The organism is Novosphingobium sp. (assembly GCF_039595395.1).
Taxonomy (GTDB): Bacteria; Pseudomonadota; Alphaproteobacteria; order Sphingomonadales; family Sphingomonadaceae; genus Novosphingobium.
Window position 1 is genome coordinate 42,554 of record NZ_JBCNLP010000001.1, and the last position, 19,085, is coordinate 61,638.

17 protein-coding genes are annotated in these 19,085 nt (G+C 65.0%); 10 read left to right on the top strand and 7 right to left on the bottom strand.

Annotation, left to right across the window (positions count from 1 at the left end; translation table 11 throughout):
* Nucleotides 1–199 precede the first annotated feature (199 nt).
* From ABDW49_RS00240 to nadC, 7 genes are all read left to right on the top strand, one after another.
* Nucleotides 200–1,000 carry a sterol desaturase family protein gene (locus ABDW49_RS00240; protein ID WP_343608795.1) on the top strand — a complete coding sequence of 267 codons (801 nt, stop codon included), beginning with the start codon at nucleotides 200–202 and terminating at the stop codon, nucleotides 998–1,000.
* 82 nt (nucleotides 1,001–1,082) lie between these two features.
* The gene (locus ABDW49_RS00245) at nucleotides 1,083–2,522 is read left to right on the top strand and encodes a hypothetical protein (RefSeq protein WP_343608797.1); all 1,440 of its coding nucleotides are present in this window, start codon (nucleotides 1,083–1,085) and stop codon (nucleotides 2,520–2,522) included.
* Nucleotides 2,523–2,579: 57 nt separating this feature from the next.
* Complete coding sequence (locus ABDW49_RS00250; protein WP_343608799.1) at nucleotides 2,580–3,980, top strand: M48 family metalloprotease; 1,401 nt, start codon at nucleotides 2,580–2,582, stop codon at nucleotides 3,978–3,980.
* 10 nt (nucleotides 3,981–3,990) lie between these two features.
* Entirely contained in the window at nucleotides 3,991–4,761 is a 771-nt protein-coding gene (locus ABDW49_RS00255) for a DsbA family protein (RefSeq protein ID WP_343608801.1), read from the top strand.
* A gap of 59 nt (nucleotides 4,762–4,820) precedes the next feature.
* Nucleotides 4,821–5,963: a histidine kinase gene (locus ABDW49_RS00260; RefSeq protein WP_343608803.1), complete on the top strand. Its 1,143-nt coding sequence runs from the start codon at nucleotides 4,821–4,823 to the stop codon at nucleotides 5,961–5,963.
* A gap of 25 nt (nucleotides 5,964–5,988) precedes the next feature.
* Complete coding sequence (locus ABDW49_RS00265; protein WP_343608804.1) at nucleotides 5,989–6,789, top strand: LytTR family DNA-binding domain-containing protein; 801 nt, start codon at nucleotides 5,989–5,991, stop codon at nucleotides 6,787–6,789.
* A gap of 296 nt (nucleotides 6,790–7,085) precedes the next feature.
* Entirely contained in the window at nucleotides 7,086–7,949 is an 864-nt protein-coding gene (gene nadC / locus ABDW49_RS00270) for a carboxylating nicotinate-nucleotide diphosphorylase (RefSeq protein WP_343608805.1), read from the top strand.
* A 197-nt stretch (nucleotides 7,950–8,146) separates the two neighbouring features.
* Here nadC and ABDW49_RS00275 read toward each other — a convergent pair whose 3' ends face one another.
* Nucleotides 8,147–8,605, bottom strand: coding sequence for a nucleoside deaminase (locus ABDW49_RS00275; RefSeq protein WP_343608806.1), 459 nt, complete (start codon nucleotides 8,603–8,605; stop codon nucleotides 8,147–8,149).
* A 164-nt stretch (nucleotides 8,606–8,769) separates the two neighbouring features.
* Here ABDW49_RS00275 and rpmB point away from each other — a divergent pair, with 164 nt between their 5' ends.
* Entirely contained in the window at nucleotides 8,770–9,060 is a 291-nt protein-coding gene (rpmB, locus tag ABDW49_RS00280) for a 50S ribosomal protein L28 (RefSeq protein WP_343608807.1), read from the top strand.
* A 408-nt stretch (nucleotides 9,061–9,468) separates the two neighbouring features.
* Here rpmB and ABDW49_RS00285 read toward each other — a convergent pair whose 3' ends face one another.
* From ABDW49_RS00285 to xseA, 4 genes are all read right to left on the bottom strand, one after another.
* Entirely contained in the window at nucleotides 9,469–12,486 is a 3,018-nt protein-coding gene (locus ABDW49_RS00285) for a TonB-dependent receptor (RefSeq protein WP_343608809.1), read from the bottom strand.
* Nucleotides 12,487–12,968: 482 nt separating this feature from the next.
* Complete coding sequence (locus tag ABDW49_RS00290) at nucleotides 12,969–13,799, bottom strand: M23 family metallopeptidase (RefSeq protein ID WP_343608811.1); 831 nt, start codon at nucleotides 13,797–13,799, stop codon at nucleotides 12,969–12,971.
* Complete coding sequence (locus ABDW49_RS00295; protein WP_343608812.1) at nucleotides 13,796–13,996, bottom strand: DUF2093 domain-containing protein; 201 nt, start codon at nucleotides 13,994–13,996, stop codon at nucleotides 13,796–13,798. The genes ABDW49_RS00290 and ABDW49_RS00295 overlap by 4 nt, the downstream gene beginning before the upstream one ends.
* A gap of 49 nt (nucleotides 13,997–14,045) precedes the next feature.
* Nucleotides 14,046–15,536, bottom strand: a complete 1,491-nt coding sequence (xseA, locus tag ABDW49_RS00300) for an exodeoxyribonuclease VII large subunit (protein ID WP_343608814.1) — start codon at nucleotides 15,534–15,536, stop codon at nucleotides 14,046–14,048.
* Between xseA and purD the strand changes: the two genes are divergently transcribed.
* Complete coding sequence (gene purD, locus ABDW49_RS00305) at nucleotides 15,535–16,824, top strand: phosphoribosylamine--glycine ligase (RefSeq protein WP_343608816.1); 1,290 nt, start codon at nucleotides 15,535–15,537, stop codon at nucleotides 16,822–16,824. The genes xseA and purD overlap by 2 nt on opposite strands.
* Before the next feature lie 3 nt (nucleotides 16,825–16,827).
* On the opposite strand, the gene ABDW49_RS00310 is transcribed toward purD, so the two are convergent.
* Both ABDW49_RS00310 and ABDW49_RS00315 read right to left on the bottom strand, forming a co-directional pair.
* Nucleotides 16,828–17,025: a hypothetical protein gene (locus ABDW49_RS00310; RefSeq protein WP_343608817.1), complete on the bottom strand. Its 198-nt coding sequence runs from the start codon at nucleotides 17,023–17,025 to the stop codon at nucleotides 16,828–16,830.
* Nucleotides 17,026–17,344: 319 nt separating this feature from the next.
* Nucleotides 17,345–18,343: an adenosine kinase gene (locus ABDW49_RS00315; RefSeq protein WP_343608819.1), complete on the bottom strand. Its 999-nt coding sequence runs from the start codon at nucleotides 18,341–18,343 to the stop codon at nucleotides 17,345–17,347.
* A gap of 228 nt (nucleotides 18,344–18,571) precedes the next feature.
* Here ABDW49_RS00315 and ABDW49_RS00320 point away from each other — a divergent pair, with 228 nt between their 5' ends.
* Nucleotides 18,572–19,006 (top strand): hypothetical protein, encoded by a 435-nt coding sequence (locus ABDW49_RS00320; RefSeq protein WP_343608821.1) that lies wholly within the window; start codon nucleotides 18,572–18,574, stop codon nucleotides 19,004–19,006.
* Nucleotides 19,007–19,085: the final 79 nt, after the last annotated feature.

A 19,085-nucleotide genomic window follows, 5' to 3' on the forward strand; every position in this document is an offset into this window, starting at 1 on the left:
TTTTCCGCCCCAGTCATCGTCGCCCACCCGGCGATCTCGTCCAGACTGCGCCAACACCCCGCGCACAGCCCGCCGACCCGCTCGATCCGGCACAGATTCACGCAGGGAGAAGGCACATCATCGCTCATCGCCCCCGCCAAGCACAGCCAGCGCGCCACGGCAACTGGCCATCCCGCCGCAAAGCCCTATAGTCCCGCCCATGGCCTCGCTGACCTCCCAGCCCACGCTCACAGCCGCAATCCTGTCGGCGCTGGTGATGAGCGCCATCGTGGCCCTGCGCTATCTGCTCTCCAGCGGCGGTTTTGCTCTGGCGACGGCGCTGAAGAAGCCCGGCCTTTACCAACCGCTCAACCGCCAGATTCGCGCCGAGATCGGCTGGTCGCTGCTCTCCTGCGCGATTTTCGGCCTGCCTGCGGGCATCATTGCCTGGGGCTGGCAGGTGCATGGGTGGACGCGGATCTATCGCGATCCGCATGCCATGCCTCTGTGGTGGATGCCGGTGTCGCTGGTGATTGTGCTGCTGGCGCATGATACATGGTTCTACTGGACGCATCGCTGGATGCACCGCCCGCGCATCTTTCGCCTCGCCCATGGCGTGCACCACGCCAGCCGACCGCCGACCGCCTGGGCGGCGATGAGCTTCCACCCGATCGAGGCGCTGACCGGCGCGGTCATCATCCCGGCGCTGGTGTTCATCGTGCCGATCCATGTCGGCGTGCTGGCGCTGGTGCTGACGATCATGACGGTGATGGGCGTCACCAACCATATGGGGTGGGAGGTGTTCCCACGCCGACTCGTGGAGGGACCGCTGGGCGGCTGGCTGATTACGGCCACGCATCATCAGCGGCATCATGAGCTCTATCGCTGCAACTACGGCCTTTATTTTCGTGTGTGGGACCGGCTTTGCGGCACCGACAAGGGGCTGGGAAGCTTTGAGGCTGAAGGTCGTCCACCGGGTTACCCCCGCAATTATCCACAGGGAAGCCCTGGCGCAACTTAACCGGCCTTTTACTTAGTTGCGCCATCATCCTCGCAGAATCACCGGCAGTCCCCGCCGCCTCCCCGATTGCGAGAGCCATCCCATGGACACGATGCGCAGCCCCTATGCCGAAAGCCGCCACGCCTCCGCTTACGACGAGGATGAAGTCGGGGGCGATATCCTGCCCGTCACGCCGGGTCGCGATGAGCGGCGCATGCAGGTCCATGCGTATAATCACTGGGCCAGCCTGCTGGGCTCGCGCGAGTTTCCCTCGATCAGCCAGTTGAAGCTGGATGCCCTGCCCGATTTCGCGCCCAGCGCGGTGCTGATCGAGTTCACCGGCCCGGATGGGGCGCCCAATCTGTCGCATATCGGCAAGAGGCTCGCCGATCAGGCAGGGATCGACACCGCACCGCGCGCGTTGAAGGCCGTGCCGGGCGGCACGCTGCTCTCGCGCTTTATCGAGCATTATGCGCAGATCTTCGCCAACCGCGCGCCGATCGGTTTCGAGGCGGAGTTCGACACGCCCGCGGGCACCACCATGCTCTATCGCGGCATTCTGCTGCCCTTTTCCGACGATCCGGATTCCAGCCATTGCGCCCAGATCAGCCAGATTCTGGGGGTCATCAACTGGAAGGAGCGGCTCGACGCCAAGTCCAGCGAGAAGCTGATGGACGAGATGCGCAACGCTCTGGCCTCCGTCCCCGCGCCCGGCACGCTGGCCCGCCCGGTGCCGCCGCCCGGTGCGCGCTCGCGGCTGGAGACGGCAGAGCTGGCCGACCAGCCATGGCGCCGTCAGGGCTGGGCCGATGGGCCCGGCGGGCGCGATCCCGTCGCTCAGCCCGCTCCCACGCGCCATCCGCTGTGGCCGCAGGGCGAGGAAGGCTTTGCCCAGCCCGCCGATCCGTCCTTCTGGCCCTCGACGCCGGGGGCTCCGGGGCGCTCCCTCGACGGCTTGCTGCAGATTGCACGGCAGTTGGTCGATGGCGCCCGCCTGTCGCCCGCGCGCGATCACCATGCGCTCTATGCCGCCATCGGCGCGGCGCATGATCTGGCGCTGGCCGGGGCCGAGGCGCCCGAACGCCTCGCCGCGCTGCTCGCCGCCGAGGGGCTGGCGCCCCAGCCGCGCGTGCCCGATCTGCCGGTGGTCAAGCTGGTGTTCGGCGCGGCGCATGACAAGACGCGGCTGACCGAATATGCCTCGGTGCTGGCGCATGCCCGCCGTCTGGGTCTGGGCAAGGGGGCGCTGCCCTCCTACCTCACCGCGACGCCGGGCGGGCTGAAAGCGGTGATCGCCGCCGAGCGCGCGCATCGTCGCAGCAACAGCGCCGCCCCCCGCCGCGCCCCGCTGCCCGAGGCCGAAGCGCTCGATCGCATGCAGGCGCGCGACTGGGACGATCTGGTGATCGAGGAGGATGCCTCGCTGGTGCTGGTGCGCCGCCGCGAGGGCCGCATCGAACCGCTGGGCACGCTGACCCCGCCGCCTGCCTCGCTGTCGCGCCTGCTGCGGCCGCTTCTTGAGCAGGACAGCGTTAAAAACTAGGCGCGTCATTCTTCATGCATGGTTCAGCGGCAGGCATGCTAGCCTGCTGGCTGAATCATGCGTGACCTTGCCCCCTTCTCGCCCAAACGACGCCGAATCCGGCACTCTCTCGCCAGCGCGCTGACGCTTTGCTTGGCGCTGGTCGCGGTGCCAGCCAGCGCGCAATCGGTGCTGCGCGACGCCGAAACCGAAGCCCTGTTTCGCGACATGGCCCAACCGCTGGTGCAGCAGACCGGGCTGGACCCGCGCAATGTCGATGTCGTTCTGGTCAACGACCCGGAGATCAACGCCTTCGTCGCGGGCGGTCAGGCGGTCTATGTCAATTCGGGCCTGATCAACGCCGCCGATTCCGCGCTGGAGGTGCAGGGCGTGGTGGCGCATGAACTCGGCCACGTCGTGGGCGGCCATGCCATCGACACGCGCGGCATGAAGCAGGCCAGCAACATCTCGATCCTGTCGCTGCTGCTGGCCGGAGCCGCTGCGGCGGCGGGCGGCGGCGAGGCGGCGATGGGCATCTTCATGGCCGGGCAGCAGGCCGCCATGGGCACCTATCTCTCCTACACGCGCGGCGAGGAAGAGGCGGCGGACGCCGCCGGCGCGCGGTTCCTTTCAGGTGCGGGTCTGTCCGGGCGCGGCTCGGTGGAGTTCTTCCACAAGCTGCTGGTGATGGAAAACCGCTATGGCATCACGCGCGGGGATGAGGCCGCCTTCTGGTCGACCCACCCGCTGACCGACGACCGTATCCAGTTCCTGCAGGACACCTATGAAAAGGACCCGGCCTGGAACAAGCCCAGCGATCCGGTGCTGGAGGAACGCTTCAAGCGCGTGAAGGCCAAGCTTTACGGCTATCTGGCCGAGCCTGCCGACACGCTCAAGGCCTTTCCCGAATATATGACCGGCGTGCCCGCGCGCTATGCCCGCGCCTATGCTTGGCACAAGCAGGGTTTCCTCGACAAGGCGATGGGCGAGACCGACGCCTTGCTGAAAGACGCGCCGGACGATCCCTATTTCCTGGAGCTGAAGGGCCAGATCCTGCTGGAAGCGGGCAAGCCCACCGATGCCATCGATCCGCTGCGCCGCGCCACGCAATTGACCAACAATCAGCCGCTGATCGCCACCACCTTCGGCCATGCCCTGCTGGCCGAGGATGAGGGCGACCCCAAGCACCCGCATATGGCCGAGGCCGAGCGCGTGCTGAAGGCCGCCCTGTCGCGCGACCGCGAGAATCCCTTCGCCTGGTATGTGCTGGGCATGGTCTATGCCGCGCAGGGCGACACGCCCCATGCCGAACTGGCCAGCGCTGAACAGCAGGAGCTGAACGGCAATGTCGGCGGCGCGCTGCGCAATGCCGAAGCCGCTGCCCTGGGGCTGAAGCAGGGCACGCCCGACTGGCTGCGCGCTCAGGACATTGCGATGGAGGCCCGCTCCGCCATGGCCAAGAGCAAGAAACGCAAGTAAGCGCCAGCGCATGAACGAGATTGTGAACCAGCCCGCCCCCCCTGCCATCACCCATGCCGCCCCCTCCCGCCTGCGCGGTTTGCTTGCGGGTTTTGGCGCGGGGTTGCTGGGCGGCGTGGCGGGGGCGGCGCTGATCGTCTCGGGCCTGCTGCCCATCGGCCATGGTACCGGTGACAAAGCCATCCATGACTACATCATGGCCCATCCCGAAATCCTGCCCGAAGCCATGGACGTGCTGCGCCAGCGCGAGGCGGAGGCGCAGATCGGTCAGGTCCGCCAACTGGTCGAGGCGCCCTTCCCCGGCTCGGTGCTGGGCAACCCCAATGGCCACAAGGTGCTGGTCGAGTTCATGGACTATGCCTGCGGTTACTGCCGCAAGAGCGAGGCCGACATCATCGCCCTGACCGCCGCCGATCCCGATCTGAAGGTGGTGATCCGGCAGTTGCCGATCCTCTCGCCCGGCAGCCGGGTGGCCGCAGCCATGGGTCTGGCCGCCGCGAAACAGGGCAAGTTCCCCGCCTTCCACCATGCGATGTATGCGCAGGAACGCCCCGATGAGACCGGCATTCAGGCCGCCGCCAAGGCCGCCGGGCTTGATATGGCCCGCGCCAAACAGGACGCCGAAAGCGAGCCGGTGAAGACCGAGATCGCCACCAATCTGGAACTGACCAAGCAGTTGGGCATCAACTCCACCCCCACTTTCCTCGCCAATGGCCATCTGCTGCTGGGCGCGGTGGGCAAGGATGCGCTGAAAAAGGGTCTGGAGACGCCCAAGGGATGATGGCGCGGGGGACCGGGAAAACCATCGCAGCCATGGCGCTTTTGGGTTAAAGCCCCGCCATGGCCGTGCTTCCCTTCCAACCCACTCCCTTCTTCGCCAACAAGAATCGCGCTTTCTGGCGGCTGCAACTGCTGGGCTGGCTCGGCGCGATGGTGCTGCGCACCATGTCGCTGCTGGCCGCAAGCCAGCCCTTGTCGTCGCTGGCGCTGGTGGTGGTGGCGATCATCAACGGTTTTTCGATCAGCCTGCTGCTGGCGGTCATCTATCGCCAGTTGATGGGTCAAAGGGCGCTGCTGACCTGGGGCGTGACGGCGGTGGTGCTGCCTTTGGCGGTGTGCCTCTATGCCTTCATGGACGCCTGGGTGGTCGATCTGTCGCGGCCCGACAGCACATCGGGCTTTCCTCAGCTCTTCGTGCAGGTGTTCTTCTATGATGCGGCGCTGCTGGGGGCGTGGTCGGCGCTGTATTACGCAATCAACTTCTTCCTGCGGGTGGAAGAGCAGAACGATGCGCTGCTGCGGCTGGAGAACCAGGCCACCAGCGCGCAACTGGCCATGCTGCGCTATCAGCTCAACCCGCATTTCCTGTTCAACACGCTGAACTCGATCTCCACGCTGGTGCTGCTGGGCCAGACCGAGCCCGCCAATGCCATGCTGACACGGCTGTCCTCCTTCCTGCGCTACACGCTGGTCAACGAACCCGAGGGGCGGGTGACGGTGGCCAAGGAGGTCGAGACGCTCAAACTCTACCTCGACATCGAACGGATGCGATTCGAGGAGCGGCTGCGCACCACATTCCGCATCGACGAGCCGGTCGAGGCAGGCCTGCTGCCCTCGCTGCTGCTGCAGCCGCTTGTTGAAAACGCGATCAAATATGCCGTTTCGACTCAGGAGAGCGGCGCGGAAATCACCATCGCCGCTCAACTGGTCGGGCAAAACCTTCGCATCACCGTCTCCGATACCGGTCCCGGCTTGCAGAACCAGGATGGCGACCACAGATTGAATGCCGTCAGTTTCGACGGGGGGCAGACGGTTTCGACCGGAGTCGGGCTGGCAAATATTCGCGATCGTCTGGCGCAGGCCTATGGACCTGCCCATCGTTTCGAGACTTATGAACCTTCTGAGGGCGGCTTTGCCGTCACCATCGAAATACCCTTTGAGCGGCGCGACGCGGATATCCCCGCCACCGCCACTGCAACCTGACTGACGCGAGAAGGCAAACGCCCCAATGACCATCCGCACCATCCTCGTCGACGATGAGAAACTGGCCATCCAGGGCCTGCAACTGCGGCTCCAGAAATTCCCCGACATCGAAATCATCGATACCTGCGCCAACGGGCGCGAAGCCATCCGCAAGATCAAGACCGAGAAGCCCGATCTGGTGTTTCTGGACATCCAGATGCCCGGCTTCGACGGCTTCTCCGTGGTCAAGGGCGTGATGGAGATCGAACCCCCGCTCTTCGTCTTCTGCACCGCCTATCAGGAACACGCCGTGCGCGCCTTCGAGGCCAACGCCGTGTCCTATCTGATGAAGCCGGTCGATGAAGACAAGCTGGCCGACACGCTGGACCGCGTGCGCCAGCGCCTGTCGGACAAGAAGCTGGTGGAAGAGGCCGAGAAGCTGAAAAGCGTGCTCGCCGAAGTCGCACCCGACGCCATGGATGCCATGGATGAGGAACCAAGCGACCCCAATGCGGGCCGTTTCGAGAAGCTCATCAACATCAAGGATCGCGGCCAGATCTTCCGCGTCGATGTCGACACCATCGAGCGCATCGAAGCCGCCGGCGATTACATGTGTATCTATACCGCCGACAATTCGCTGATCCTGCGCGAGACGATGAAGGATCTGGAGCGCCGACTGGACCCGCGCGTGTTCCAGCGCGTGCATCGCTCGTGGATCGTGAATCTGAACCTGGTACGCCAGGTGAAGCCGCATACCAATGGCGAATGCTTCCTGGTGTTGGAATCGGGCGCCGATGTGAAGGTGTCGCGGTCCTATCGCGATGTGGTCGCTCGGTTTGTTCATTAAGGAATGAAAGGGAAGGTGCGAGGGTGTTACACCCTCGCGCTCCCATGAATGTCTACGTTGCGCATCGGGTTCAGCCTTGGAGCAACGCCGCCGCGCCGCAGGCTTTAAAACGCAGGCACCACTCCATGACATTAAAACACTGCCTGCGGCGCTATGCTTTGCGCAGGTGGAGAGGTTGAGCGCCGCGTTGCGGGACCACTGCCCGCGCGTCGGGAGACGTTATGGGAGCGCGAGGGGGTAACCCCCTCGCTTTTTCTCCTTCCCCCTTCTTCCCACTCCCCTATACCTCAGACCTTATGACCCAATTCACCCTCCCCGCCTTCGACCTCGACACTTTCGTCACGCAAACCCTTGCCGAGGATCTCGGCGAAGGCCTCCCCGGTGGCGGCCATGATGTGACGAGCGAGAGCGTCATCCCCGCGGATGCGCGCTTCACCGGCGTGATGGACAGCCGCGATGCGATCACCGTGGCGGGCCTGCCGATTGCGGTGGCCTTCTTCCGCCACCTCGACCCGGAGATCGCCATCGAGACTCTGGTGCAGGATGGCGATCAGGTCGCACCGGGCACGCATCTGCTACGCATCACCGGCAAGGCGCGCGCTCTGCTGACGGCGGAGCGCTCGGCGCTGAACACGGTGCAGCACCTTTCGGGCATTGCTACGCTGACGCGCCAGTATGTGGACGCCATGGGCGTGACCAAGGCGCGCCTGCTCGACACCCGCAAGACCATCCCCGGCCTGCGCCATCTGGAGAAATATGCCACCCGCATGGGCGGCGCGCAGAACCACCGCATGGGCCTGTGGGATGCGGCGATGATCAAGGACAACCATGTCGCCGTGGCAGGCGGCGTGGCCGAGGCGGTATCGCGCGCCCGGGCGGCGGGCGTGGCCACCATCATCTGCGAGGTGGACCGCCTCGACCAGATCGCGCCTGCGCTGGCTGCGGGGGCAACTCACCTGCTGCTCGACAATATGGGGCCCGATATGCTGCGCGAGGCCGTGGCGCTGGTGGCTGGCCGCGTACCCTGCGAGGCAAGCGGGGGGGTGAACCTCTCCACCATCGGGGCGATTGCGGCGAGCGGGGTGGATTATGTGTCGGTCGGGCGGCTGACTCAAAGCGCCCCGGCGGCGGATATCGGGCTGGATTTCGTTCTGGCCTGATTGAAGGAAAGAGAAGATGCGAGGGCCATCGTCCTCGCGCTCCCTTTATTGTCAGCCTTGGCGCCTTGGGTTCGGCCTTGCGCACAGTTTGCGGCGCCATAGGGTGCGCAGGTGGATAGTTTTGGCGCCACGATGCGGTGCCACCACCCTATCGTCGGAAGACGTTCCGGGAGCGCGAGGGGGTAACCCCCTCGCATTCACCCCCTTCGTTCTTTAAAAAACTCTCGCAACATCTCTGCCGCCATATCCCCTCCCAGCCCGCTGTAAACCTCGGGCCGGTGCAGACACTGCGGATGGTCGAAAACCCGTGCCCCATGCTCCACCGCGCCGCCCTTGGGATCGCTGGCCGCGTAATAGAGCCGGGCGATTCGCGCATGGGCGATGGCCCCCGCGCACATCGGGCAGGGCTCGAGCGAGACCCACAGGTCGCAGCCCTCCAGCCGCTCCTGCCCCAGCACCTGAGCAGCCGCACGGATGGCCAGCACCTCGGCATGGGCGGTGGGATCGCACAGGGCGCGGGGGCGGTTGTGGGCGGCAGCGATCACCTTGCCCTCGCGCATCACCACGGCGCCGATGGGCACTTCCCCGGCCTGCGCGCCCAGGCGAGCTTGTTCCAGCGCCAGCGCCATGGGTTCGGGAAGCGGCCATTGAGTCATGCCAAGGGGGCTAGCGCGGGCGCCACCATCATGGCAAGAGCGCGCACCAGCGGCGTGAGGACCGAATCGATTCTTCGCCTGTGCATAACCTTGACCAAGCCGGGAAGAATCGCTATGCGCGCCCATTCATCCGGCAACGGTAACGAAATTCGAAGGCGAGAATCATGTCCCGTATTTGCGAACTGACTGGCAAGGGCCGTCAGGTTGGCCACAATGTCAGCCACGCCAACAACAAGACCAAGCGCGTCTTCCTGCCCAACCTGCAGAACGTCACGCTGCTGTCGGAAGCCCTGGATCGTGGCTTCAAGTTCCGCGTTTCGACGCACGGCCTGCGCTCGGTCGAGCACGTCGGCGGCCTCGACAACTGGCTGCTCAAGACGGCCGACTGCAAGCTGAGCCGCAACGCCCTCAAGGTGAAGCGCGAAGTGAAGAAGGCTGCCGTCGCCGCCGCCTAAGCGGCCTGACGCAGGTTTCAGCACCGGCACAAAAGGCGCGGCAGGTTCGATCCTGCCGCGCCTTTTTGCGTGTCTGGCTTCCGGAAGAACAAGCAGACAAGCGAGGGGATTATCCCCTCGCGCTCCCGTTCATGTCTACGTTGCGCATCGGGTTCAGCCTTGGAGCAATGTCGCCCCGCAGCAGGCTTTAATACGCTGACATTCAGTATGATCGATGAATCGCACCTTGGCCTTGCGCAGGTGGAGAGGTGGCGCACTTCGATGCGGAACCACTGCCCTATCCTCGGGAGACGTAACGGGGGTGCAGGGGGGGCGGGCGCCCCCCTGCTGCAATCCCTTCAAACCCCAAAAGAAAAAGGGGCGACCCTTTCAGGCCACCCCCCATTCTTTCAACGCTGAGAGCGAACCTTAGAAGTTCACCTTCGCGCCAACCTTGAAATAGCGGCCCAGAATGGCCGTACCGCCCTGCACAGCGTTGTAGCCATGCGCGCCGTAGGTCACCGGATCGATCGAAGGCATCTTGTCGAGCAGGTTGTTGATCGTGCCGTAAACGGTAAACTGGTCGTTGACCTTCACCTGCACGTTCACGTCCGTGGTGATGAAGCCCTTCACGTTGCAAGGCCCCCAATAGGTGGGCTTCAGGCTGCAATCCTTGTAGGTGCCGCCCTGATCCATCGCCGACAGGTTGTAGCCGCTGATGTAGTTCAGCGTGTCGGTGATCTTGAACTTGCCGATTTCCAGCGTGTTCATCCAGGTGGCCTTCACGCTGGGCGTGCCCGAACCGGCGGTCAGGTTGTAGTTACCCAGCGTGCCGTCGTAACGCTCGACATGGCCGTCGTCGAACTTGGTTTCGAGCAGCATGATCCAGTCCAGCTCAGCCGAGCTGGTCCAGGTCACATTGCTGCTGAACTTGTGACGGAACTCCGCCTCGAAGTCCATGCCGCGCACCGTCTGGCTGTTGGCGTTGATCAGATTGGCCAGCACCAGCGCAACCTTGGGTGTCGCATTGGGGAAGTTCGGATCGGGAGCGTCAGCCGTCACGGTGTAGCCCGCGGGGATCGCCCCACCGGCATAGTAAGCCGTCAGAGCCGGAGCGGCCAGAGGCGCCGTGATCAGCTGGTCCTTCTTGATGTCGTAGAAGTCGACGGTGAAGGACAGGTTGCGCACCGGCTCGAACACCGCGCCCAGCGTGAAGCTGCGCGACTTTTCCGACTTCAGGGTCGGGGTAGCAAGCTGGGTGTAACCATAGCTGCCCGCCGTCAGATAGCTCGGGCAGGTGGAGAAAGTCGCCACCGAACAGCCGTACTGCGCCAGGTACTTGTCGTTGAACACGCCCTGGGTGTTGCCCACATAGCCCGTGGTCGGCAGTGAGTTGGCCTCACCGAAGGACGGGATACGGAAGCCCTTCGACCAGGTGCCGCGGATCATCAGCTGCTTGACAGGCTTGAACTTGAAGCCGGCCTTGGGCGAGAAGGCGTTCTGACCGCTGGAATAGCTGTCATAACGACCCGCTGCCGTCAGCTCGAGTTCCTTGATCACCGGCACCGAGACTTCGCCATAGGCCGAGCCAATCCAGCGATGACCCTTGGTGCCGAAGGCGTTCAGGGTGAAGTAGCGCTGGGTCGGGCCGTTGATGTCGCTGTTGCCGCTGGGGGCGTCAACCGCTTCGTAACGTTCCGAACCGCCGATGGCGACCTGCAGCGGACCGCCGGGCAGATCGGCAACCTTGAAGCCCAGGTTGGCCTGGATCTGCACCTGGTCCGAGGTGGCGTTGGTAATGGCGTCGGGCTTCACATAATCGTTCACAGCCTGCGAATTGGCCGAGGGATTGATGAAGTTGTACGAACCATCCGCGACAGCATCCAGCAGATGCTGGATGTAGACATAACCCTTCTGCGTACGACGCAGATCGTCATGCATGGCGGTGCCACCCACGTCGAAGGTGATGGTGTCGGTGATCTGGCCCGACACGCCGAAGGCGCCGCGATAGGTGCGGTTACGCGTTTCGTTGTAGGTCGTGCTGCTGATGTCGCGGCCCTGGATACGGGCGACATAACCCTGCGCGGCGAAGGGGTTGTTGGGGTTCAGCGTACCGTTGCTGGCATTGCAGCCCGGCACGGTGGGAACGCCGTTGACCATGGTCGCCGCAACGCCGTTGCGGTTGCAGACATAGACCGGCAGCGCCAGAATGCCCGAGCCCGGCACGTAGATACCGCCCGAGGTCGAGGTGGCGAACTGCGGATAGTAAATGCCAGCGGGCGCGGTGCTGCGCATCACGGCAGGCGATCCGGTGTAATCGGTCGTGGTCTGCAGGAAGTTGAATTCCGCATAGGCCTCGATCGTGTCGTTGACCTTGGCCGTCACCTTGGCCGAACCACCGAAACGCTTGATCTCGGGCTGGATCACGCCATAGGCCGCCGTGTAATCGGTCGCGCAGACCGAGCTCGGCGCATTGGCATTGGCGCTGCGAGCCAGATCCGCTGCGTTCAGCGTATAGCTGCTGCCACGGCACTGCGCGGCATTCAGCGCGGTGAAGCGGCTTGCCTGCGCGGTGGAGTTCGTCGCATCATAGGGACGAACGTAGAAGATCGAGTTCGTCGGCGTGCCCTGCGTGTAGGTCCCGTCCGCGTTGACGCCACCATACACGGCATTGGTGTTGTTACCCAGGCCAGCATAGTTCTGCGTGTTGAACGGATAGGGCCGATCGCGGTTATACAGCGCATTCTGGTGGAAGTAGAAGGTGCTGAAATAGGCGTTGTAGCCGTTTTCCTCGATGTCGCCCTTGCCCACGGTCAGGCTCAGACGCTGCGAACCGGCGTCGGCGCGGCTCGAGATGCCGCCTTCGGCGCGCAGCGACACGCCCTTGAACTGGCGCTTGGTCTTGATGTTGACCACGCCGGCGATGGCGTCGGCACCGTAAGCCGAGGAGGCGCCGTCCTTCAGAACGTCGACCTTCTCGATGATGTCATCGGGAATGGTGTTGAGGTCGACGAAGTTGCGCGAACCGTCGTCGGCCAGTGGATAATAGGCAGCGCGCAGGCCGTCGAACAGCACCAGGGTCGAGTTGGTGGAGAGACCGCGCAGCGAGATGGCCGAGGCACCAGCGGCGAAAGCGCCATTGGCGGTGAAGCTGTTGGTCAGCGCCGGGCCGTTGTTGGCGGCCAGCGTCTGCAGGCCTTCCTGAACCGTGCTGATGCCGCGGGCATCGAGCTGCTCGGCGGTGACGGTGGTGATCGGCGAGATGGTTTCGGTGGCGGTACGCTGCTTGATCAGCGAGCCGGTCACCACGATGGTCTGGCTTTCTTCGGCCTTGGGTTCGTCCGGCTTGCCCGCAGTTTGTGCGAAAGCCGTGCCGGAAGCCAGGCAAGCGCCCAGAACCAGCGGCGCAGCGCTCATCAGCAGCGCATTGCTAAATGCTACTTTCATGTTTCACCCCTGTTCCAGTGAATGGCGCCCCTGCCATTCACTTTGTGGTTCTCACGATCTTATGGTTCCGGTTGCCCTCGCCTCGCCCCCTTTCCTGGGAGTCGAAGCGGCCGGAGCCGCGTGAAAACGATGTGCATTCATGGCAAAGCCGGTGTGGCGCGAAAAGATGCTGACATGGTTGTAAGCAAAAAACAGTCACAATGTTGCGAAACTGTCACAACGACACCCAGAAAACACAGGAGCCATGAATTTGGCGCAAAGGGCGATCCGGTATTTTACCGGAAGGCAAGAGTCACATTATGGTATTGTCCGGGAATTTTGCCTGGTATTTTTGTAATAATAATACAAAAATCTGCAAGAAGGCGAAAAACCCGCTGCCTTACGAGCAAACACGTGGATAACGAAATCCGTCGAAAATTCGCAAAAAGCCCGTTCGACGAATTGACAGAAAAGACCCAGGATTTCTGAGGATTAACCAGAACTCACCCAGCGGGCGGCACAATCAGCAGCGGATCAAGCCGCGCCTCGTGCCACCGCAAACTCCAGTGCAGATGCGGCCCGGAGGCCCGTCCGGTCATCCCCACCAGCCCCAGTGGCTGCCCTTGAGACACCCTGTCGCCCTCGCGCACCAGCAGGCGCTGGGCATGCAGAAAAGCCGAATTCAGTCCCATGCCATGGTCCAGCATCAACAGATTGCCCTCCAGCGTGAAGGGCGTCTGCGCCGCCAGCACCACCACCCCGTCAGCGGGCGCGACATAGGTCGCCCCGGCACCGGGCGCGATGTCCAGACCGCTGTGATAGGCCCCAGGCGTGCCGCGATAGATCCGCTGCGCGCCAAAACGCCCCGAAACCCGCCCATGCGCGGGCCAGATGAAGCTCTGTCGCCAGCCTTGCGCGCCGGTCTGCTGGGCGCGCGCCGCCGCGATCCGCGCCAGTTCGTCGCTCCGAATCCGCATGAAATCAGCATCGGGCATGGCTGGCGGATGGAAGGGCGCGTCGATGTGCTCGATCGGCCAACCGCGCGGCGCAATGGCCAGAGTCCGGCTCAGCGACCCATGGCCATAATCGGCGACCAGCACCGCCTGAGGGCCAGCGTCACGATCGAAAGCGAGGAAAAAGCTGCCATCGGCATCATAGGTCAGCGCCTGCCCGTCCAGCGACAGGCTCGGGCGGCCCACCACCTTGCCGCGGGCCCAGCCGCCCTGAATCAGGGCTCCGGCAACCTCAGGCGCGGCGACCGGGTTGGTCGCCCCGGCGCGCGCCGTGATCAGCGCCGCGCCCAGCCCGCCCAACGCCAGACGGCGCGAAATCACAGTCCAAGCATGCGTTTCGTGGCGATTTCCGGGGTGGCATAGGCCTCCTGCCACTCCACGCTCCAATAGCGCAGAGAGTCGAGGGGGATTTTCTCGCCCGTGACGGCACAAACCACATGGCTGCCAGGGCTGACCATGCGGAATCCACTGGGTTCGTAACGCAGCACGGCGGCGCGTTCGGCAGAATTCATCAACATGTCACACTCCTACCACCTTTGCCGCCGCGCTCCAATGCGGTCGGGCGCGTCAACCGAACAGGTCGTCCTGAACCGGTTTTGCCGCTGAATCCGGGCGCCGCGCCTGTGCCTTGCGGAGCGGCGCCTTGTGCTGAACCGCCTCTGAATCCAAGGGTGTAACGTCCAGCAACCCATCACGGAAATGCAGAGTCAGCCGCGCCTCAGCTGAGGCTTGGGAACTGCCCACCAGGGTGCGGCCATCCTCGCCCGTCACCCGCACATAGCCGCGCGCCAGCACCGCATCAGGGTTGAGGCTGGCCATCACCCGCGTGACGCCATCGAGCCGCCGCCCATCCTCACGCAGCCGCGCCGAAAGCAGCGCGGGGTTCAGCCTTTGCGCCGCCAGCCTTTCGCGTGCCCGCTCCAGCCGCGCGGCCAGCAGCGGCAGCGACAGTCGCCCGGCGACGCTCTGCAACTGGACCCCGGCCACCTGAGCCCGGCCAGCCAGGCCACGACGCAGCCTTTCCCCAGCCTCGTCCAGCGCCTGAGTCGGCTCTTCCAGCAGCGTGCGCGCCGAGGGCAGGCGCTGCGCCCGCACCAAAAGTCTTTCGCGCGACAGATCCAGCCCCCGCGTCACGGCGCGCCGCTGACGCAAGGCAAATTCGCCCACCGTGGCCAGCAGGTCCTCACGCACCGGCACCGCCATTTCGGCGGCAGCGGTGGGGGTCGGCGCGCGGCGGTCGGCAGCGAAATCGGCCAGAGTCGTGTCGGTTTCATGGCCGACGGCGCTGATCACGGGGATCGGGCTCTCGGCGATGGCGCGCACCACCTCTTCCTCGTTGAAGCACCAGAGGTCCTCGATGCTGCCCCCGCCGCGCCCGACGATCAGCACATCGGGGCGCGGCACCGGACCGCCGGGCTCCAGAGCGCCAAAGCCGCGCACCGCCGCAGCCACCTGCTGCGCCGCCCCCTGCCCTTGCACCAGCACCGGCCAGAGGATGACATGGCTGGGAAAACGGTCCGCCAGACGGTGCAGAATATCGCGGATCACCGCGCCGGTGGGCGAGGTCACCACGCCGATCACGCGGGGCAGGAACGGCAGAGCGCGCTTGCGCTCGCTGGCGAACAGCCCTTCCGCCTCAAGACGCGCCTTGGTCTTCGCCAGCAGGGCCAGCAGGGCGCCCTCACCCGCGATCTCCATGCGCTCGATCACGATCTGATAGTTCGAGCGGCCCGGATAGGTCGTCAGCTTACCGGTGGCGATCACCTCGACGCCATCCTCGGGCAGAAAGCCCAGACGCGCCACGCTGCCCTTCCACATCACGCCATCGAGCCGCGCGCCCTCATCCTTCAGCGCCAGATACAGATGGCCCGATGCCGCGCGCTTCACGCCCGACAATTCGCCCCGCACCCGCACAAAACCGAAGCGATCTTCCACCGTTCGCTTCAAAAGCGCAGAAATCTCGGTGATGGAGAGCGGCTCTGCGTTGTCGCCGGGCGTCTGCTTCGCTACCAGCCCGCCAGGACCATCATCATCGGCATAAGGCGGGTAAGCGGGCATGAACATCCTTCTCCTGGGCTCGGGCGGGCGCGAACATGCGCTGGCGTGGCAGCTGGCGCAATCCCAAGCGGTGCGCAGCGGTGGAAAGCTCTTCGCCGCGCCCGGAAATCCGGGCATCGCGCAAGACGCCGAATGCGTGAAGCTGGATGTGACGAATCACGACGCCGTGGTCGCCTTCTGCCATCTGCAGGCTATCGGCCTGGTCGTCGTCGGCCCCGAGGCGCCGCTGGTCGATGGGCTTGGCGATTCGCTGCGCGCGGCGGGCGTGCCGGTGTTCGGGCCTTCCAAGGAAGCGGCCCAGTTGGAAGGCTCCAAGGGCTTCACCAAGGATCTGTGCGCCCGCGCGAACATCCCCACCGCCGGTTATGAGCGCGTCTCCAGCGAGGCTGACGCCATGGCCGCGCTTGACCGTTTCGGCGCCCCGGTGGTGATCAAGGCCGATGGTCTGGCCGCCGGCAAGGGCGTTACCGTCGCCATGACGATGGATGAGGCCGTCGCCGCCGTGCAGGACATCTTCGCCGGACGCTTCGGCTCGGCAGGCGCCGAGGCGGTGATCGAGGAGTTCATGACCGGTGAGGAAGCGAGCTTCTTCGCCCTCACCGATGGTACCAGCATCATGGCTTTCGCCAGCGCGCAGGACCACAAGCGCGTGGGCGATGGCGATACCGGCCCCAACACCGGCGGCATGGGCGCCTACTCGCCCGCCCCCGTGCTGACGCCCGAACTGGAAGCCGAGGTGATGGAGCGCATCATCGCCCCCACCGTCAGCACGCTGGCCGCCGAGGGTACGCCCTATTGCGGCGTGCTCTTCGCCGGGCTGATGCTGACCGCCAACGGCCCCAGCCTGATCGAATACAACGCCCGCTTTGGCGACCCCGAAACACAGGTGATGATGCGCCGGTTGCAATCGGACCTTGCCGAGCTGCTGCTGGCCTGCGCCACGGGCGAGCTGGCCTCTGCCAAGCCGCCGGTCTTTAGCAAGGACACCGCGCTGACGGTGGTGCTGGCCGCGCAGCACTATCCCGAAACGCCCAAGAAGGGCGGCACCATCGAGGGCATCGACAAGGCCGAAGCGACGGGCGCGAAAGTCTTCCACGCGGGCACGGCACTGGATGGAGACACGCTGACCATCAATGGCGGGCGCGTGCTGAACGTCACGGCGACGGGAGCGAGCGTGACAGAGGCGCAGAAAGCCGCCTATGCCGCCGTGGATGCCATCACCGCGCCCGACCTGTTCTGCCGCCGCGATATCGGCTGGCGCGAAGTGGCGCGTGAGGCGGAAGGCTGATCGTTAAACGAGGAAGCTGTAGCTGGCCCCGGTCCCGTCATTCGGCAGGTTGAGATCGCTGTTGTAGCTCGGGGCCGGACTCTCCTGCTCCTTCTGCGCCTGAGTCTTCTGCTCGGGCTGCTGACGGAGCTGTTGCGGCTGCGAATCATACTGGATGCGGGTGACCGTGCCCGATGTCACCGCACTCGTGGAAATGGCCATGGTTCTGCCTCCTGCGCTCAGGCGTACTATGCTTGAACGGCAGGACGGTAGAGGCTCCGGGTGTTTAAGGGGTTAAAGGAAAAAATAGATGCGAGGGCCATCGCCCTCGCGCTCCCTTTAATTGTCGGCGTTGCGCATCGGGTTCGGCGTTGCGCCCAGCTTGCCGCGCCGCAGGCCTTTAAAGAAGATTCACTGCCTGCGGCGCTTTAGCTGGCGCAGGTGGAGAGCCGAGGCGCTCCATTGCGGCGCCCCTGCCCTCTCGTCGGAAGACGTTATGGGAGCGCGAGGGGGTAACCCCCTCGCACCTTCCCTTAAAACCTTAAGCCCCGATCTTCTCGGAAACCAAGGCCTTCAGATCCACCTCGGGCCGGGCGCCGAAATGGCTGATGATCTCGGCCGCGCAGACCGAACCCAGGGTCAGGCATTCCTCCAGCGAACGCCCACGCACGAAACCGAAGAGGAAGCCCGAGGCAAAGAGATCGCCCGCGCCGGTGGTATCCACCACGCGCTCGATCGGCTGAGCCGCGACCTGCGCCTGCTGCCCTTCGGACACGGCCAGCGCGCCCTGCGAGCCGCGCGTCACGACCACCGTGGGCACCTTGCCGGTCAGCGAGGCGAGGCCCTCGTGGCAATCTTCCAGACCGGTCAGGGCGGCGAGTTCTTCCTCATTCGCGAAGAGGATGTCGATCAGGCCCTCGTTGATCAGGGCGTTGAAATCGTCGCGGTGGCGGTCGATCACGAAGACGGCCGAGAGGGTGAAGGCCACCTTGCGACCGGCGTTCTTGGCGGCGGCGATGGCGCGGCGCATGGCGTTGCGGGGTTCCTCGGGGTCCCAGAGGTAGCCTTCGAGGTAGAGGACCTGCGCGTCGGCGATGGCCTTGTCGTCCAGCGCGCTGGCGGGCAGGAACTGGCTGGCACCCAGGAAGGTGTTCATGGTGCGCTGGCCGTCGGGCGTCACGAAGATCAGGCAGCGGCCGGTGGGCGGGCTGGCGGGGCCGACGGGCGTGTCGAACGAGATGCCGCCAGAGCGGATGTCATGGGCGAAGACCTCGCCCAGCTGGTCTTGCGCGACCTGGCCGATGAAGGCGCACTTCGCGCCCAGCAGAGCCAGACCGGCCAGCGTGTTGGCCGCCGAACCGCCGGAGATTTCGCGCGCCGGGCCCATGGCGTCGTAGAGAACCTTGGCCTGATCGGCATCGACCAGGGTCATGCCGCCGCGCGACAGGCCCAGTTGAGCGATCAGCTCGTCGGCGCAGGGGGCCATCACATCGACAATGGCATTGCCGATGGCGATGACATCGGTGGTGGGCTGGGTCATCAAAGGGCCTTTCGGTGGAGCGTCTTCGGGCCGGGCATCAGCATGCGGCATCTGGCGAAAACGCGGTCAAACAAAACGAGCAACAAACGTTCGGCGCCTAGCGATGCCCGCAAACAAGGGCAATGGAAAGATGAAGCCAAAGATGGGGCGACAAAGCGGCCCGAGGGCGCGACGCCGCCCGCAGCGGGGCAATTGACCGCCCGGCGTGCCCGGTCCATCAGATGCGCCATGATCCTGCCCGGTAATCGCTCGCTGCTCGTCCTGCCCCTGCTCGCCTTTCTGGCCGCTTGCGGCACCGAGCAGACGCGGCCTGTCTCCATCCAGCGCCCGCCGCATCGTCCGGGCACCACCGCCACGCCGCCTGCCGCCATCACGCGCACGCCGCCGCCGGCCGCGCATGTGCAGTCGCTGCCGGGACTGCAGGGCGTGATCGGGGCCAGCGCGCCCGAGTTGCAGCGCCTGTTCGGCCCGCCCCGGCTCGATGTGGTGGAGGGCGACGCGCACAAGCTGCAGTTCAGCGGCAATGCCTGCGTGCTCGATGTCTATCTCTATCCGCCAGCGCCGGGTCAGGCGCCGCGCGCGTCCTATGTCGATGCGCGGCGCGGCACCGATGCGCGCGATGTGGACCGGGCGGCCTGCGTGGCGGCGCTGAAGCGTCGCTAATCGTCGCAGGCCCGCGAAGTAGCTGAATTTTTGGTTCACTCTGCGGCAAGGGTTTACCCGTCATCTCGGCGCTGGGGGC